We start from the raw sequence: 15,903 nt of genomic DNA, 5'->3' as shown, positions 1-15,903 counted from the left end.
ACCGCGGAGTTTTCCACAGGCCGGGAGGACGTCGAGGCCCATTGTCAGTGGCAGGGGTTAGCGTCTTTGACGTGAAGCGATCGACTCAAGCAAATCGGGTGGAACCCATGGCAGGAACCGACCGCGAGAAGGCGCTGGACGCCGCACTCGCACAGATTGAACGGCAATTCGGCAAGGGCGCGGTGATGCGCCTCGGCGAGCGGCCGAACGAGCCCATCGAGGTGATTCCCACCGGGTCCACCGCGCTCGACGTCGCGCTCGGCGTCGGCGGTCTGCCGCGCGGCCGTGTGGTGGAGGTGTACGGACCGGAGTCCTCCGGTAAGACGACGCTGACGCTGCACGCCGTGGCGAACGCGCAGAAGCTCGGCGGTTCGGTGGCCTTCATCGACGCGGAGCACGCCCTCGACCCGGAGTACGCGAAGAAGCTCGGCGTCGACATCGACAGCCTCATCCTGTCCCAGCCGGACAACGGTGAGCAGGCCCTCGAGATCGTGGACATGCTGGTCCGCTCGGGCGCCCTCGACCTCATCGTCATCGACTCCGTCGCGGCCCTGGTGCCGCGCGCGGAGATCGAGGGCGAGATGGGTGACTCGCACGTGGGTCTCCAGGCCCGCCTGATGAGCCAGGCGCTCCGGAAGATCACCAGCGCGCTCAACCAGTCCAAGACCACCGCGATCTTCATCAACCAGCTCCGCGAGAAGATCGGTGTGATGTTCGGCTCGCCGGAGACCACCACCGGTGGCCGGGCGCTCAAGTTCTACGCCTCGGTGCGCCTCGACATCCGCCGCATCGAGACGCTCAAGGACGGCACCGACGCGGTCGGCAACCGCACCCGCGTCAAGATCGTCAAGAACAAGGTCGCGCCGCCCTTCAAGCAGGCCGAGTTCGACATCCTCTACGGCCAGGGCATCAGCCGCGAGGGCGGTCTGATCGACATGGGCGTGGAGCACGGCTTCGTCCGCAAGGCCGGCGCCTGGTACACGTACGAGGGCGACCAGCTCGGCCAGGGCAAGGAGAACGCGCGCAACTTCCTCAAGGACAATCCCGACCTCGCCAACGAGATCGAGAAGAAGATCCTGGTGAAGCTGGGCGTCGGGGTCCGGCCCGAGGACGCCGCCGCCGAGCCGGGGGCGGGCGCGGCGGGCGCGGCGGCTCCGGCCGAGGCCGCGGCGAAGCCGGCGACGGCGGCAGCCGGCAAGACCAAGCCGGCCAAGGCGGCCGCGGCCAAGAGCTGAGCCGTGACGCGTCGTACTGAGTGGCCGGCCGGCGCCACCGACCCCGGCGTGGCCTCCGGATCCGGTGAGGGAGCGGGACGCCGTTCCCGCTCCCGGTCCAGTGACAGCGGTTCCCCCTCCTCGTCGAGGGCCGAGAAGGGGGAACCGCGCGACCCGGTCGAGCAGGCCCGCAACATCTGTCTGCGTCTGCTCACCGGCACACCGCGCACCCGCAAGCAGCTCGCGGACGCCCTCCGCAAGCGGGAGATCCCGGACGAGGCAGCCGAAGAGGTGCTGTCCCGCTTCGAGGACGTCGGGCTGATCGATGACGCCGCGTTCGCCGACGCCTGGGTGGAGTCCCGGCACCACGGCCGGGGGCTCGCCCGCCGGGCGCTGGTCCGTGAGCTGCGGACCAAGGGCGTGGACGCCGCCGTGATCGACGAGGCCGTCGGGCAGCTCGACTCGGAGCAGGAGGAGGAGACCGCGCGGGAGCTGGTCTCCCGCAAGCTCCGGTCCACCCGGGGACTGGACCGCGACAAACGCCTGCGCCGCCTCGCGGGCATGCTCGCCCGCAAGGGGTACGGCGAGGGGATGGCCCTGCGCGTGGTGCGCCGGGCGCTGGAGGAAGAGGGGGAGGACACGGAGGGGCTGGACGAGCCCTTCTGAGCCGACGGCCGCTACTGCCCTGCGCGGGCCGCCCGGCTGATGGTGGCGTCGATCAGTGCGAGGGCGTCCTCGGCGGTGCGCCCCGGACAGCGGTTCCAGGGACCGATGAGCCCGGCCCAGCCCTGGGAGCGCAGCTCCGCGATCAGCCAGGCCCCGGCCCGGTCGACCGTCTCCGCGGAGCCGTAGCCCAGGCGGTGTGCGGTGAGCATGGCGCCGCAGACGCAGCGGGCGCCCCGGATGTTGCGGAGCCGGTACGGCGTGTTCTGCCAGCCCCACTCGGACAGGATCAGCCGGGCGTGGGCGAGATGGACGGACGGCCGCACATCGGGCCGCCCGAGGCGCCGCCACGCGTGGAGCCGGTCGGGCAGGATCGCACCGATGCGCCCGGGGAGCGGACGCTCGCGCGGTGCGGCGGGGGCAGTGCCCGGACTGTGTCGGCGATCAGCCGGTCCACCGGCACGGAGAGCAGGGCGCGCCAGTCGGCAGCGGGGGTCGGCGTGGGCGGTGCGGTCAGGTCCCAGCCGGTGACGATCTGCTGCCAGGCGTCCGTGTCATGGAGGCGCGCGGCTTGGGCGTCGAGTTCGTCGGGGGTGAGGGCGGTGGTCGGCATCGGTGCGTGCTCCCCGTCGTAGCGGCGTACCGGCGCCCCAGATGGCGTTCCGGCGGGCGGGCCGGGCCGGAACGACCGCGCCCGCCGTGAGGCGACTGTCCGCCCGCCCTCCGGCCCGCTCCACCTGAGCGACGCCATACGGGTGTGTCACGCGGCATTCCGGTGGCGAACCACGGCTGAGACGGACGCGCTGCGAGCGCGGGGCGCCCGGAGGCGCCGCCGGGCGGTGAACGGCGCGACGCCCATCGGGCGGTGAGCCGTACCGCGTCCCGGCCCGACGGTGCGCCGGTGCTCGCACGGCGCGGCCGGGCCCGGTCCTCACGCACAGCCGGGCCCGCCCCCACCCCTCCGGGGGACAACCCCCCTACGGAGACGCCGGGATGCTCCAGTGCACAGGTATCTGTGCACAGAGCAGTGTGTGACGCATGCCAGAGCAGCCCGGTGGTACCGAGATCACGGAGTTGGCCGCGCTCAAAGCGCTTGCCCAGCCGCGACGCCAGCAGATTCTTCAGCACCTCACCCTGCACGGCCCCGCGACCTCCGCGATCCTCGCCCGGGCGCTGGGGCTGAACACCGGGGCGACCAGCTACCACCTGCGTGAACTGGCCCGCTACGGCTTCGTGGCGGACACCGTGCCGCAGGAGCCGGCCGGGCGTCGGGGCAGGTGGTGGCGGGCCGTTCCCGGGGACCGGCGCTTTCCGCCGGCCTCGCGGCGGACGCCCGAACTGCGCCTCGTCATCGACGAGCTGAACCGGCACGCGTACGCAGCCGACCTCGCCCTCTTCGAACGGCTCCAGCGCGAGAGCGCCGACGCGGAGCCGGACGAGTGGGCCGACGCCTTCGCCTATTCGCGGGGCGCGTTGAGCCTCACCCTCCCCGAACTCCGCGCGTTCTTCGAGGAGTACATCGCCCTGATGAACCGCTACCGGCGCCCCGGCGCCGACCCCGCACCGGGAGCCAGGACGGTCCACACCCGCCTGCTCGCCTTCCCGGACCCCGATCGATCAGAGACGGACGCCTCATGATGCTGCGCTATGCCCTGCGGACGATCCGGCACCGCAAGGCGGGATTCCTCGGGGCGTTCCTCGCCCTCATGTGTGCCGCCGCACTCGTCACCGCCTGCGGCACCCTGCTGGAGACCGGCCTGCGCGGCCGGATCGCCACCGAGCGGTACGCGGCCACACCGCTGATCGTCTCCGCCGACCAGAACGTCCACCGCACGACCGTCAAGCACAAGGGCAACGGCAAGACGAAGACCAAGCACAAGGCGAAGCCCGTCGCCGAACGCGCCTGGCTCCCCGCCGCAACCGCCGACCGGCTGCGCCGCCTGCCGGGCGTCCGCACGGTCGTCCCCGAACTGACCTTCCTCGCCCAGCCGCTCGGGCTCCCCGCCCACGGGGCGGACGACGACGTCCCCCTCCACGGGCACGCCTGGTCGTCCGCCCCGCTGACCCCCTTCGCGCTGACCGCCGGCCGTGCCCCGGCGTCCGACGACGACGTGGTGGTCGACCGGACCCTTGCCGCACGGGCGGGCCTCGCGACCGGGGACCGGGTCACCGTGCAGTCGACCGGCGCCCCGCGCACGTACCGCATCAGCGGCATCGCCACGCCCCGGGGGAGGGGCGAACTCCGGCAGCAGCGCTCGCTGTTCTTCTCCGACGCGGAGGCACGGCGGCTCGCGGACCGGGACGGCCGGGTCAGCGCGATCGGCGTCCTCCCCGAGCCCGGGACCGACACCGGCACGCTCAAGGAGCAGGTAACGGCCGCACTCAAGGGCACCACCGCCCAGGTGGCGACGGGTGACGGACGCGGACCGGTCGAATTCCTCGACGCGGCCGGAGCCCGCGTCAAGCTGGTCTCGATGGGCGGGGCCATGGGCGGCACCTCGCTGCTGGTCGCGGTGCTCGTAGTCGTCGGGACGTTCGCCCTCTCCATCCAGCAGCGCCACCGCGAGCTGGCCCTGCTCCGTACCATCGCCGCCACCTCGCGTCAGGTCCGCCGACTGCTCGGCCGGGAGGCCCTGGTCGTCGGGGCCTTCGCCGGGGTCCTGGGCGCGTTCGCCGGACTGCCGCTCGCCGCCTGGCTGCACGGCCGGTTCACCGGTATGGGCGTGATCCCGCCGACTCTGGAACGTACGGCCGGAGCCCTCCCCGCCTGCGCCGCCGTCGCCGTCACCCTGTTCGGCGCCTGGGCGGCCGCCCGGATCTCCGGCCGCCGGATCGCAGGACTGCGTCCGGCCGAGGCCATGGCCGAGTCCGCGGTCGAGCGCCGCCGCCCGGCCGGGGTACGCGTCCTCGTGGGGCTGCTCCTGCTCGCCGGCGGCGGGGCGCTGGTCGGTGTCCTGAGCGTGCTGCGCACCGAGGCCGCCTCGACCCCCGTGACCTTCCTGGCCGTGGTGGTGCTGGCCACGGCGGTCTCGCTGCTGGGGCCCCTCCTCGTGCGGGCCGCCGCCTTCCTGATGGCGGGCGTGCTCCGGCGGACGGGTCCGATGAGTTCCCTGGCCACCGCGAACGTCCGGGGAAACTCCACCCGGATGGCCTCCGTCGTCACCCCGCTCACCCTGCTCATCGGCATGACGTGCACGGTCCTCTTCCTCCAGCCGACCGTGGGCGACGCCGCCCGCGCCCAGGCCAGGGAGGGCACCCGCGCCACCTGGGTGCTCGGCGCGCGGGGGCCGGGCGTGCCGTCGGCGGCGACGGAGGCGGTCCGCGCGACGCCCGGTGTCACCGCCGCCACGGAGGTCGTACGCACCACCGTGCGCGTGGGCCTGGAGAAGTACGCGGCGCAGGGCGTCACCGGTCAGGGGCTCACCCGCACCTGGGACCCGGGTGTGACGAGCGGTTCCCTCGCGAAGTTCGCCGCAAACGAGCGGGCCGCCGCGATCAGTGAACTCGCCGCCGACCGGCTCGGGCTGCACGTCGGCAGCGAACTCGCCCTGCACCTCGGCGACGGCACCCCCACCACGCTCACCGTCGCCGCCGTCTACCGGCGGGGCCTCGGCTTCGGGGACCTCACCCTGCCGCACGACCTGGTCGCACGGCACATGGACAACCCGCTCGCCGCGACGGTCCTGGTGGCCGGGAACGCGTCCGGGGACGAACTGTCCGCCGCCGTGCGGAAGTTCCCCGGCATCGCGGTCGTCACGCCGGCGGTCGCCGACCGGCTCCAGGCCGACCGGGGACAGGAGAACGCCGAGGTCAACCTCCTCGCCATGGGGCTGGTCCTCGCCTTCACCGCCATCGCCGTCGTCAACACGCTGGCCATGTCGGTGTCGGAACGGTTCAGGGAGTTCGCCCTCCTGAGGCTCGCCGGCGCCACGCGCCGCCAGGTGCTGCGGATGCTCCGTACCGAGACCCTGTCGGTCCTGGCGGTTTCCACGGCCCTCGGTACGGGAATCGCGCTCGCCGTACTGACCGCGTTCAGCATCGGCATGACGGGAAGCGCGGCGCCCGGTGTGCTGCCCCTGGTGTACGGGACCGTGGTCGGCACCGCCGCGCTGCTCGCCCTGGTCGCGACGGCACTGCCCGGCCGGTTCGCGCTGCGGACCCGCCCGGTGGAGGTGGCCGCGGGCCGGTGACGAGGAGGACATGAGGGGGCGGCCCGGGCGGGCCGCCCCCTCGTCTCACGTCTCGACCGGGAGCCCCGCCGCGCGCCACGCCTGGAAGCCGCCCACCAGGTCCGTCGCGCGGTACAGGCCGAGCCGGTGCAGCGACTCGGCCGCCAGACTCGACGCGTAACCCTCGTTGCAGATCACCACCACCCGCAGGCCGTGGTCCACCGCCTCCGGGACCCGGTGGCTTCCCCGCGGGTCCAGCCGCCATTCCAGCTCGTTGCGCTCGATGACCAGCGCCCCCGGGATCAGTCCGTCCCGCTCGCGCAGCTCCGCGTAGCGGATGTCCACGAGCAGGGCGCCCTCGGAGGCCGCCGCCCACGCTTCCCGCGGGCCGAGCCGTTCGTAACCGGCCCTGACCCGCTCCAGCAACTCGTCGATCCCGACGGGCTCGTCGCTCACTGCCAGTCCTCCGGTCCCTCGGTCTGCTCCAGGCGCAGCACCGCGCCGGTGCGGCTGTAGCGGCGGATGCGCGGCAGCGGCGGGTAGTACGCGTGGACGGAGACGGCGTGCTCCGTGGGGGACTCGTTCAGCACCTCGTGGACGTGATGGCGGCCGAAGGCCCTGCCCCGGCCGGGCGTCAGCTCCCGGGTGCGGTCGATGTCCTCCGCCAGTTCCAGGGTCTTCCAGCCGTCGGTGGGCAGCCGGGCCGCGAGGGAGTGCTCCCTGAGCGTGCCGGCCGCGGTGAGGAAGGCGCCGATCGAGTCGGCGTGGTCGTGCCACCCGGTGCCGGTACCGGGCGGCCAGCCGATCAGCCATGCCTCGCTGCCACCGGGACCGTCCAGCCGGATCCAGGTTCGGCCCTCGGGGTCGAGGGGAAGGGAGGCGATGAGTGCGGTGTCCTCGGCGGTGCGGCGGACGAAGTCGAGCAGTTCCGCGGCGGTCGGAGCCGGCGCGGACGTGCGCGTGGGCACGGGTGCGGTGGGGAAGGGAGAGGCAGACACGGAGACCGTCCTGAGAGTTCGCGCGGACGCCCCGCCGTACGGCACAGCGCACGGCGAGGGCAGGTGAAGGCGATTCAGCAGGACGGGCGACACACGCAGCCCGCATAGCGGAGCAGGTCCATATGGACCCTCCGCCACAGGCGCACATCGGTGTCGGTCATGACCGGGAGTAGACCATGCGCGCCCGCGAGGGTCAATTGACGTTCGCGGTCCTGTCGGCACGCACCGACGCCCGGGCCGCGCCGCCGCGTGCCGCGTCCGCCGCCGCGAACAGCTCGGCCGGACGCACCCCGCCGAACGCCTCCACGAGGTGCCCGTCCGGCCTGACCAGCAGAACCGTGTGCGCGGAGGCCCCCGGATAGCTCTCGGCCACCAGCAGTTCGGCCTTCACCGGCAGCGCCGCGACGGCCTCCACCAGCCGGGGCATCACTCCGGCGCGCATCCAGTGGCGCCGGTCCCATACTCCAGTTCCGGGCGCCACCAGCACCACGAGCAGCTGCCCCTGCCCCAGCCGCTCCCGCAGCCGCACCGGGGTGCCGTCCGGCGCCGTGACCCGTAGGTCGGCCACCGGCGCACCGGGGGGCGTGCCCACGGAGCTGTGCGCCTCGCCGCGCGCGGGCGCGAGGGGGGACAGCGCGTAGGAAGGGGGCGCACCGAGGGGGCCGCAGCCCAGATGCCCGTCCATCAGCAGGGTGTCGTGCCCCCGTGCGCTCCCCGGTACGAGCGTCCGCAAACCTCCGCCGCCCCGCAGTATCGGCAGCGACTGGTCGGCGGCGCGCAGCCGTGCGGCGACGGCGGCCCGGCGTTCGGCCTGGTAGCTGTCGAGGAGCGCGTCGGACGCCCCGTGGTGCCAGGCCAGAGCCAGCTTCCAGGCCAGGTTCTCCGCGTCCCGCAGGCCCTCGTCGAGCCCCTGGGTGCCGAGGGCGCCGAGCAGATGGGCGGCGTCCCCGGCGAGGAAGGACCGCTTCACCCGCCACCGCCGGGCCAGCCGGTGGTGCAGCGTGTAGACCCCGGTGTCCAGCAGCTCGTACGGGGGTGTCTCGCCGCACCAGCCGGCCAGGGTGTCCCGGACCCGGGTGACGAGCGCGTCCGGGGTGACCAGTTCGCCGCGCGCGGGCAGCAGCCAGTCCAGCCGCCACACGTCGTCGGGCAGCGGGCGCGCGGTGACCTCGGCGCCACCGGTGCGCCAGGGCGGCGACCGGTGCAGCACGGCCTCGCCGGGCCGGGGCAGCTCGGCGCGCAGCGCGGCCACGGCGTGCCGTTCCACCGCCGTACGCCCGGGAAACCGGATGTCCAGGAGTTTGCGTACGGTGGACCGGGCGCCGTCGCAGCCGACCAGGTAACTCCCGCGCCACCAGGTCGATCCGGGCTCCCTGGTGTGCACGGTGACCCCGGCCGGGTCCTGCTCCAGGGTGTCGATCCGGCTGGGCCCGGCGGTCTGCACCAGCTCCTGCGCGGCCACCGCGTCCCGCAGGCCCCGTACGAGCGCGTGCTGCGGTACGTGCACGGGGGCGGCGGGCACACCGCTGCCCGGGACCGGGTCCTCGACGAGCGGCAGCTCGCGCACCAGCTGCCTGCGCCGCACCGAACGCCAGCCGGACCAGCGCAGTCCCTCGTCCCGCAGCGCCTTGCAGCCCAGCCGCTCCAGGAAGGCCGCGGTGTCCTCGCGCAGCACGACCGTACGGGCGGGGCGTGTCTCGTCGTTGTCGGGATCCTCGTCGAGCAGCACGGACGGCACGCCCTGCGCGGCGAGGGCGAGCGAGAGCGCCAGGCCGACCGGCCCGGCACCGACGACGATCACCGGGTCCACGGTGCGTCCCCCGTCGGAAGCGCGGCGGAACGGAACGGTCCGGTGCAACGGAACGGAAGGTGCGCGGGCGTCGAAGGGGGTGCTGCGGCGTCGGGGACTCGGTGCGCGATCACAGAACGTATGCAACCTACTGCCGGTGCTTGCGTCAAGCGACGCCGGAACGCGGCGAGGGGCGGTGGCAGGTGTGCCACCGCCCCTCGCGGGCGTCGTACGGCGAGCCGTCAGACGGCGCGTCCGTCGTCCACGTTGAGCGACGGCGCACCGATCGTCTCCAGTTCGCCCCCCGGTCCGGTGCCCACGACCGCGCCCGTGCTCTTCTTCCCGCGCCGGAGCCACCGCTCCAGCCAGCTCGCGAAGGACGTCAGGGCGAAGTTCAGCGCGAGGTAGACCACCGCGACGATCGTGAAGCAGGCGATGGTGTTGGAACCGTAGTTGGCGGACATCGGGCGGACCGACGCGAGCAGCTCCGGGAAGGCGAGCACAGCGCCACCGAGAGCGGTGTCCTTCACGATCACCACGAGCTGGCTGACGATGGCCGGCAGCATCGCGGTGACCGCCTGCGGCAGCAGCACGAAGACCATCGTCTGGCCCTTGCGCATGCCGATCGCCTTGGCCGCGTCCGTCTGCCCGCGCGGCAGCGTCAGGATGCCGGCCCGCACGATTTCGGCGAGCACCGAGGCGTTGTAGAGCACGAGGCCCGTCACCACGGCGTACAGCAGACGCGTGTCGGGGTCGAGCTCGGTGTACTCGGAGTACGCCTGGTTGGCGATGATCATCAGGAGCAGTACGGGAATGGCGCGGAAGAACTCCACGACCACCCCGCCCGGAACACGCACCCAGCGGTGGTCCGAGAGCCGCCCGATCCCGAAGAGCGCGCCCAGCGGCAGCGCGATGATCAGGGCGAAGAACGCCGCCTTGATCGTGTTCTGGAACCCCGGCCAGATGAACGTCTCCCACGCCTGGGTGTCGGCGAAGAACGGCTTCCACTTGACCCAGTCGAGCTGGTGCTTCTCGTCGAGGCCCTTGTACACCCACCACAGCACCGCCGCGGCGGCCAGCACGAAGAGGGCGGTGTACAGGATGTTGCGCCGCTTGGCGCGGGGCCCCTGGGCGTCGTACAGGACGGAGCTCATCGCTTCACCGCCACCTTCTTGGCCACCCATCCGAGGACGAGGCCGGTCGGAAGGGTCAGGATCACGAAGCCGAGGGCGAAGACGCCCGAGATCAGCAGCAGCTGCGCCTCGTTCTCGATCATCCCCTTCATCAGATACGAGGCTTCCGCCACACCGATCGCCGAAGCGACGGTGGTGTTCTTCGTCAACGCGATGAGCACGTTGGACAGGGGGTTGACCACGGACCGGAACGCCTGCGGGAGCACGATCAGCCGCAGCACCTGGCTGAAGCTGAGCCCGAGTGCCCGGGCCGCCTCCGCCTGGCCGACGGGCACCGTGTTGATGCCCGAACGCAGGGCCTCGCACACGAACGACGCGGTGTAGACGATGAAGGCGAGCACCGCGAGCCGGAAGTTGACGACCTTGATGTCGGTGGCGCCGAGGGCGATGTTGAGCGTCGAATACAGGCCCAGCGAGGCGAACATGATGATCACGGTCAGCGGAATGTTCCGGACCACGTTCACGTACGCGGTCGCGAAACCGCGCATCAGGGGGACCGGGCTGACCCTCATGCCGGCCAGCAGCGTTCCCCATATGAGGGAGCCGAGGGCGGAGAACACGGTGAGCTTCACCGTGACCCAGAAGGCTCCCAACAGGTCATAACCATCAAGAAAGTCGAACACGATCTCCCGTGCTTCCACGTGTAGGAGGGCGCGGCGCGCCGCCGTTCAGCGGCGGCGCGCCCGGCCAACCCTGCTTCACTTGACGACGTTGCCGATCTTCGGGGCGGGCTCGTTCTTGTAGCCGGCCGGACCGAAGTTGGCCTCGACCGCCTTGTCCCACGAACCGTCCTTGACCATCTTGGTCAGCGCGTCGTTGATCTTCTTCTTGAGGTCGGCGTCGCCCTTCTTGAGGCCGATGCCGTAGTTCTCGTTGGTCATCTTGAAGCCGGCCAGCTTGAACTTGCCCTTGTTGGCGTCCTGCGAGGCGTAGCCGGCCAGGATGCTGTCATCCGTGGTCAGCGCGTCGACGGCCTTGTTCTCCAGGCCGGTCAGGCACTCGGAGTAGCCGCCGTACTCCTGCAGCTGCGCCTTCGGGGCCAGCTTGTCCTTGACGTTCTGCGCCGAGGTCGAGCCGGTGACCGAGCAGAGCTTCTTGTTGTTCAGGTCCTCGGGCGACTTGATCGTGCTGTCGTCGGCGCGAACCAGGATGTCCTGGTGGGCGAGGAGGTACGGGCCGGCGAAGTCGACCTTCTGCAGGCGCTCGTCGTTGATCGAGTAGGAGGCGACGATGAACTTGACGTCACCGCGCGAGATCGCCGTCTCGCGGTCGGCGCTCTTCGTCTCCTTGAACTCGATGTTCTTGGCGTCGTAGCCGAGCTCCTTGGCGACGTACGTGGCGACGTCGACGTCGAAGCCGGTGTACTTCCCGTCCGGGGTCTTCAGGCCGATACCGGGCTGGTCGATCTTGATGCCGATGGTGATCTTCTTGCCGCCACCCGAACCGGCCGAGTCGTCCTTGTCGTCGGAACCACAGGCGGTAGCGGTGAGGGCGAGGGCGAGCACGGCGGCCGAGGCGGCGGTGACCTTACGAAGCTGCATGGTGAGATTCCCTAGAATTGACGTGATGTGAGTGATCAGCAGATACGGAAGCCGGTGCTGAAGGCTCCATCAGTGGTGAAGGATCTTCGACAGGAAGTCCTTGGCCCGGTCACTGCGCGGGTTGCTGAAGAACTGGTCGGGCGTGGCCTCTTCGACGATCTTTCCGTCCGCCATGAAGACGACCCGGTTCGCCGCAGAGCGCGCGAAGCCCATCTCGTGGGTGACGACGACCATGGTCATGCCCTCGCGGGCGAGCTGCTGCATGACTTCCAGCACCTCGTTGATCATCTCCGGGTCGAGCGCGGAGGTCGGCTCGTCGAAGAGCATGACCTTCGGGTCCATCGCCAGGGCCCGGGCGATCGCGACGCGCTGCTGCTGACCGCCGGACAGCTGGGAGGGGTACTTGTCGGCCTGGGTTCCGACGCCCACCCGGTCGAGCAGCGAACGCGCCTTGTCCTCGGCCGCCTTCTTGTCCGCCTTGCGGACCTTCAGCTGGCCGAGCATCACGTTTTCCAGGACCGTCTTGTGGGCGAAGAGGTTGAACGACTGGAAGACCATGCCGACGTCGGCACGCAGCCGCGCCAGCTCCTTGCCCTCCGCGGGCAGCGGCTTCCCGTCGATCGTGATCGCGCCCGAGTCGATCGTCTCCAAGCGGTTGATCGTGCGGCACAGCGTGGACTTACCGGACCCGGACGGCCCGATGACGACCACGACCTCGCCGCGGGCGATCGTCAGGTCGATGTCCTGGAGCACATGCAGCGCGCCGAAGTGCTTGTTGACGTTGCTCAGCACAACCAGATCGCCGGCGGGCGCGGGTGCAGCGTCCTCGGCGCCCTTGGTCACTGAAACTCCGCTCATCGGCTTCTTGCTCCGTCCTCCTCGGTTGGGAAGGACCCTAGTGACGCAGTGCTACGAACGTCATTACATCTGAGCGGAAATTGAGCATAACGATCCGGCGGCAACCGGACACTCCGCGTGAACGGGACGTCACGCCGGTCGTACCGGCCGTACCGGGTGCATAACGGAAACCCGGATACAACGGGCAGGCCCTTGACTGTCCCCCGCGCATCGGCGTGGATTCCCTGGTACACCCCTACGTGAAACACCCCGGAACGGGGAAGTGACCGGGGGCGCACACGACCGTACGGACCGACCACCGACACACGCCACTGCCAGAGGGGGCCATGAGACTGCTGCTCGTCGAGGACGACAACCACGTCGCCGCCGCCCTGTCCGCGATCCTCGCCCGGCACGGCTTCCAGGTCGTCCACGCCCGCAGCGGGGACGAGGCTCTTCAGGCGCTCCTGCCCACCGACACCGAGCCCTTCGGTGTCGTGCTCCTCGACCTCGGTCTCCCCGACCAGGACGGCTACGAGGTGTGCGGCAAGATCCGCAAGCGCAGTTCCGTGCCGGTGATCATGGTCACCGCCCGTGCCGACGTACGCTCCCGCATCCACGGGCTCAACCTCGGCGCCGACGACTACGTGACCAAGCCGTACGACACAGGGGAGCTGCTGGCCCGTATCCACGCCGTCAGCCGGCGGAAGGTGAGCAACGAGGACACCGTCTCCACGCCCGTCGCGGCGCTGCGCCTCGGGCACGTCAGCATCGAGCTGCCCACCCGCCGGGTCAGCGTGGACGGCACGGAAGTGCAGCTCACCCGCAAGGAGTTCGACCTGCTCGCGCTGCTCGCCCAGCGACCCGGTGTGGTCTTCCGCCGGGAACAGATCATCAGCGAGGTGTGGCGCACCAGCTGGGAGGGAACGGGCCGCACGCTGGAGGTGCACGTCGCCTCGCTCCGTTCCAAGCTGCGGCTGCCCGCCCTGATCGAGACGGTACGCGGGGTCGGCTACCGCCTCGTCTCCCCGTCCGCGTAAAGGCGGACGTCCCCGGTGCGCACCCGGCTGCTCCCGCTGCTCATCATCCTGATGGCGAGTGTCCTGCTCGCCCTCGGCTTCCCGCTCGCCGTGAGCGTCGCCGCCGCCGAACAGCAGCGCGTCGTGATCGACCGCATCGACGACACCGCGCGCTTCGCCGCCCTCGCCCAGTTCATCACCGAGCGCACCCGCGGCTACGACGAACGGCGCCGTACCCTCCAGACCGAGCTGGAAACGTACAACTCGTTGTACGGGATCCGTGCCGGTGTCTTCTACCGCGACGACTCCGCCATGGCGAAGGCCCCGGGCGCCTGGCGGCTGCCCGTCGAGGGGGAGGGGCGCGCCGCGTTCAACGAGGCGCTGCTCGGCCGCCGCAGCCACGACCCGCCGCAGGTCTGGCCCTGGCAGAACGGCCGCGTGGTCGTCGCCTCCCCGGTCGTACGCGACGGCGACGTCATCGCCGTCGTCGTCATCGACTCGCCCACCGGTCAGATGCGCGGCGGCACGATCCGGGGCTGGCTGCTGATCGCGGCGGGCGAGGCGGTCGCGATGCTGGTCGCCGTCGGCGCCGCGATCCGGCTCACCGGCTGGGTCCTGCTGCCGGTCAAGACCCTGGACGCCGCGGCCCACGACATCGCCAGCGGCCGGATGCGCTCCCGGGTCGCCGCGTCCGGCGGGCCCCCGGAACTCAGGCGGCTGGCCCGCTCGTTCAACGAGATGGCCGACAACGTCGAGGACGTGCTGGAGCAACAGCGCGCCTTCGTCGCCGACGCCTCCCACCAGCTGCGCAACCCGCTGGCCGCCCTGCTCCTGCGCATCGAACTGCTCGCCCTCGAACTGCCCGAGGGCAACGAGGAGATCGCCTCCGTGCGCACCGAGGGCCGCCGCCTCGGCCAGGTCCTGGACGACCTCCTCGACCTCGCGCTCGCCGAGCACGCCGAGAGCGACCTCCAGCTCACGGACATCGGCGCCCTCACCGCCGAACGCGTCGCGTCCTGGCGGCCGGTGGCCGAGGAGAAGGGCGTACGGCTCGTAGCCGACGGACCGCCCGCCGTCACCGCCTGGGCGGACCCCATCGCCCTGTCCAGCGCCCTCGACGCCATCGTCGACAACGCCCTCAAATTCACGCCCCCCGGCGAGGAGGTCCGCGTCACCGTCGCCTCCGGCGGCCAGGACGTCACGGTGGTCGTCGCGGACGGCGGCCCCGGCCTCACCGACCAGGAGCTGAAACGGGTCGGCGACCGCTTCTGGCGCAGCTCCCAGCACCAGAACGTCCAGGGCTCGGGCCTCGGCCTCTCCATCTCCCAGGCGCTCCTGGCGGCGGGCGGCGGCTCGCTCTCGTACGCGCGCAAGGAGCCGTGCGGGCTCAGCGTCACGGTCTCCGTGCCGCGCCACGACCCGAAGGGCTGAAGAGGCGCTACGGCTTGACCGAGCGGTAGTAGCGCTTCGCCCCTTCGTGCAGCGGGAGCGGATCCGTGTAGATGGCCGTCCGCAGGTCCACCAGCTGCGCCGAATGCACCGCGTGACCGATGCGGTCGCGGCTGTCGATCACGGTCCTCGTGAACGCCTCGGTCATCGCCGCGTCCGTGCGGTCCGTCGTGACCAGCACATTGGCGACCGCCACCGTGGGCACCGCCTGGCCCTGCTGCGCGTTGCGGTACGCGTCGGCGGGTATCACGGCCGACCGGTAGTAGCGGGTGGAGCCGCCCGCCGCCTGGAGCTGCTTGATCAGCGGCTCCTCCAGCGGGACCAGCCGGATCGGGAACCGCTCCGACAGATCGGTCACCGCCGCCGTCGGCAGCCCGCCCGACCAGAAGAACGCGTCGAGCGTGCCATCCTCCAGGAGCTCCGGCATCGTGTCGATGCCCACCGGCAACGGCGTCACATCATGGACCGGGTCGAGCCCGGCGGCCGTCATCAGCCGGTCCGCGACCAGCTTCACTCCGGACCCCGGCTGCCCCACCGCGACCTTGCGGCTGCGCAGATCGGCCACGCTGTCGATGTCCGAGTCCCGCTTCACGACCAGCTGTATGTAGTCGTCGTACAGCCGGACGCAGCCGCGCAGCCGCTGGTAGCCGGGCTTGCGGGCGCGCAGATAGGTGGCGACGGCGTCGGTGGTGGCGATGGTGAAGTCCGCCTCGCCCGCCGCGACCCTGGCCAGGTTCTGCTGCGAGCCCTCGCTCGTCTGAAGATTTATCGACACATCGGGCAGATCCTTGGCCAGGGCCCCCTTCAGCCGCTCCCCGTAACGCTGGTAGACGCCGCTGGGCACCCCCGTACTGAACGACAGGGTGCCGGTGGGCGCCGGGTCGCCGAGCGGGAGCAGCCACCAGAGCAGCAGCCCGAGCACGACGGCGAGGGCGGCGCCCGCCCGCAGGGAGCGACGCCGGCCGATTCGGGACAGGGCCGGGAGCATGGCGGCGATCCTGCCAGGTCGATCCCGGCCGTGGCCAGGGGCG

Annotated in this window: 15 protein-coding genes and 1 pseudogene; 6 read left to right on the top strand and 10 right to left on the bottom strand. The window is 71.6% G+C overall.

Going from position 1 to position 15,903, the window contains the following annotated elements; genetic code table 11:
* Positions 1 to 107: 107 nt before the first annotated feature.
* Together recA and recX are read left to right on the top strand one after the other, a co-directional pair.
* Positions 108 to 1,235, top strand: coding sequence for a recombinase RecA (gene recA / locus NEH16_RS07630; RefSeq protein ID WP_265540417.1), 1,128 nt, complete (start codon positions 108 to 110; stop codon positions 1,233 to 1,235).
* A 3-nt stretch (positions 1,236 to 1,238) separates the two neighbouring features.
* Positions 1,239 to 1,880: a recombination regulator RecX gene (gene recX / locus NEH16_RS07625; protein ID WP_265540415.1), complete on the top strand. Its 642-nt coding sequence runs from the start codon at positions 1,239 to 1,241 to the stop codon at positions 1,878 to 1,880.
* Between the two features lie 11 nt (positions 1,881 to 1,891).
* Here recX and NEH16_RS07620 read toward each other — a convergent pair.
* Positions 1,892 to 2,490: pseudogene (locus tag NEH16_RS07620) on the bottom strand (DUF6197 family protein).
* Positions 2,491 to 2,915: 425 nt separating this feature from the next.
* On the opposite strand from NEH16_RS07620, the gene NEH16_RS07615 reads away from it, so the two are divergent.
* Together NEH16_RS07615 and NEH16_RS07610 are read left to right on the top strand one after the other, a co-directional pair.
* Positions 2,916 to 3,515, top strand: a complete 600-nt coding sequence (locus NEH16_RS07615) for an ArsR/SmtB family transcription factor (RefSeq protein ID WP_265540414.1) — start codon at positions 2,916 to 2,918, stop codon at positions 3,513 to 3,515.
* Complete coding sequence (locus NEH16_RS07610; protein WP_265540412.1) at positions 3,512 to 6,067, top strand: FtsX-like permease family protein; 2,556 nt, start codon at positions 3,512 to 3,514, stop codon at positions 6,065 to 6,067. The genes NEH16_RS07615 and NEH16_RS07610 overlap by 4 nt, the downstream gene beginning before the upstream one ends.
* Before the next feature lie 45 nt (positions 6,068 to 6,112).
* On the opposite strand, the gene NEH16_RS07605 is transcribed toward NEH16_RS07610, so the two are convergent.
* The 8 genes from NEH16_RS07605 to NEH16_RS07575 all read right to left on the bottom strand — a co-directional run bounded on the left by NEH16_RS07605 (position 6,113) and on the right by NEH16_RS07575 (position 12,425).
* Positions 6,113 to 6,502, bottom strand: a complete 390-nt coding sequence (locus NEH16_RS07605) for a rhodanese-like domain-containing protein (protein WP_265540410.1) — start codon at positions 6,500 to 6,502, stop codon at positions 6,113 to 6,115.
* The gene (locus NEH16_RS07600) at positions 6,499 to 7,044 is read right to left on the bottom strand and encodes a cysteine dioxygenase (protein ID WP_265540408.1); all 546 of its coding nucleotides are present in this window, start codon (positions 7,042 to 7,044) and stop codon (positions 6,499 to 6,501) included. Before NEH16_RS07600 ends, NEH16_RS07605 begins: the two co-directional genes overlap by 4 nt.
* Before the next feature lie 74 nt (positions 7,045 to 7,118).
* The gene (locus NEH16_RS33650) at positions 7,119 to 7,205 is read right to left on the bottom strand and encodes a putative leader peptide (protein ID WP_311307652.1); all 87 of its coding nucleotides are present in this window, start codon (positions 7,203 to 7,205) and stop codon (positions 7,119 to 7,121) included.
* Between the two features lie 32 nt (positions 7,206 to 7,237).
* Positions 7,238 to 8,854, bottom strand: coding sequence for an FAD-dependent monooxygenase (locus NEH16_RS07595; RefSeq protein WP_265540406.1), 1,617 nt, complete (start codon positions 8,852 to 8,854; stop codon positions 7,238 to 7,240).
* Positions 8,855 to 9,075: 221 nt separating this feature from the next.
* Positions 9,076 to 9,987, bottom strand: a complete 912-nt coding sequence (locus NEH16_RS07590; protein WP_265540404.1) for an amino acid ABC transporter permease — start codon at positions 9,985 to 9,987, stop codon at positions 9,076 to 9,078.
* On the bottom strand, positions 9,984 to 10,649 hold the full coding sequence (locus tag NEH16_RS07585) for an amino acid ABC transporter permease (protein ID WP_073967674.1): 666 nt from the start codon (positions 10,647 to 10,649) through the stop codon (positions 9,984 to 9,986). Before NEH16_RS07585 ends, NEH16_RS07590 begins: the two co-directional genes overlap by 4 nt.
* 75 nt (positions 10,650 to 10,724) lie before the next feature.
* A complete protein-coding gene (locus NEH16_RS07580; protein WP_073967389.1) occupies positions 10,725 to 11,567 on the bottom strand; it encodes a glutamate ABC transporter substrate-binding protein in 843 nt (280 codons plus the stop codon).
* A 69-nt stretch (positions 11,568 to 11,636) separates the two neighbouring features.
* The gene (locus tag NEH16_RS07575) at positions 11,637 to 12,425 is read right to left on the bottom strand and encodes an amino acid ABC transporter ATP-binding protein (RefSeq protein ID WP_265540401.1); all 789 of its coding nucleotides are present in this window, start codon (positions 12,423 to 12,425) and stop codon (positions 11,637 to 11,639) included.
* A 326-nt stretch (positions 12,426 to 12,751) separates the two neighbouring features.
* Here NEH16_RS07575 and NEH16_RS07570 point away from each other — a divergent pair, with 326 nt between their 5' ends.
* Positions 12,752 to 13,444, top strand: a complete 693-nt coding sequence (locus tag NEH16_RS07570) for a response regulator transcription factor (protein WP_265540399.1) — start codon at positions 12,752 to 12,754, stop codon at positions 13,442 to 13,444.
* Positions 13,445 to 13,459: 15 nt separating this feature from the next.
* On the top strand, positions 13,460 to 14,854 hold the full coding sequence (locus NEH16_RS07565; protein ID WP_073967391.1) for a sensor histidine kinase: 1,395 nt from the start codon (positions 13,460 to 13,462) through the stop codon (positions 14,852 to 14,854).
* A gap of 7 nt (positions 14,855 to 14,861) precedes the next feature.
* Here the strand turns inward: NEH16_RS07565 and NEH16_RS07560 are convergent, their stop codons facing one another.
* Positions 14,862 to 15,860, bottom strand: coding sequence for a TAXI family TRAP transporter solute-binding subunit (locus NEH16_RS07560; protein ID WP_265540397.1), 999 nt, complete (start codon positions 15,858 to 15,860; stop codon positions 14,862 to 14,864).
* Positions 15,861 to 15,903 lie beyond the last annotated feature (43 nt).

Source organism: Streptomyces drozdowiczii (assembly GCF_026167665.1).
Taxonomy (GTDB): Bacteria; Actinomycetota; Actinomycetes; order Streptomycetales; family Streptomycetaceae; genus Streptomyces; species Streptomyces drozdowiczii_A.
This window is presented reverse-complemented; position numbering and strand designations above follow the sequence as displayed.

Bases quoted from the DNA above. Each gene is read 5' to 3' on its own strand.
- recA (WP_265540417.1), top strand. From the start codon at position 108: ATGGCAGGAACCGACCGCGAGAAGGCGCTGGACGCCGCACTCGCACAG.
- NEH16_RS07615 (WP_265540414.1), top strand. From the start codon at position 2,916: ATGCCAGAGCAGCCCGGTGGTACCGAGATCACGGAGTTGGCCGCGCTC.
- NEH16_RS07610 (WP_265540412.1), top strand. From the start codon at position 3,512: ATGATGCTGCGCTATGCCCTGCGGACGATCCGGCACCGCAAGGCGGGA.
- NEH16_RS33650 (WP_311307652.1), bottom strand. From the start codon at position 7,205: ATGACCGACACCGATGTGCGCCTGTGGCGGAGGGTCCATATGGACCTG.
- NEH16_RS07590 (WP_265540404.1), bottom strand. From the start codon at position 9,987: ATGAGCTCCGTCCTGTACGACGCCCAGGGGCCCCGCGCCAAGCGGCGC.
- NEH16_RS07580 (WP_073967389.1), bottom strand. From the start codon at position 11,567: ATGCAGCTTCGTAAGGTCACCGCCGCCTCGGCCGCCGTGCTCGCCCTC.
- NEH16_RS07575 (WP_265540401.1), bottom strand. From the start codon at position 12,425: ATGAGCGGAGTTTCAGTGACCAAGGGCGCCGAGGACGCTGCACCCGCG.
- NEH16_RS07570 (WP_265540399.1), top strand. From the start codon at position 12,752: ATGAGACTGCTGCTCGTCGAGGACGACAACCACGTCGCCGCCGCCCTG.
- NEH16_RS07560 (WP_265540397.1), bottom strand. From the start codon at position 15,860: ATGCTCCCGGCCCTGTCCCGAATCGGCCGGCGTCGCTCCCTGCGGGCG.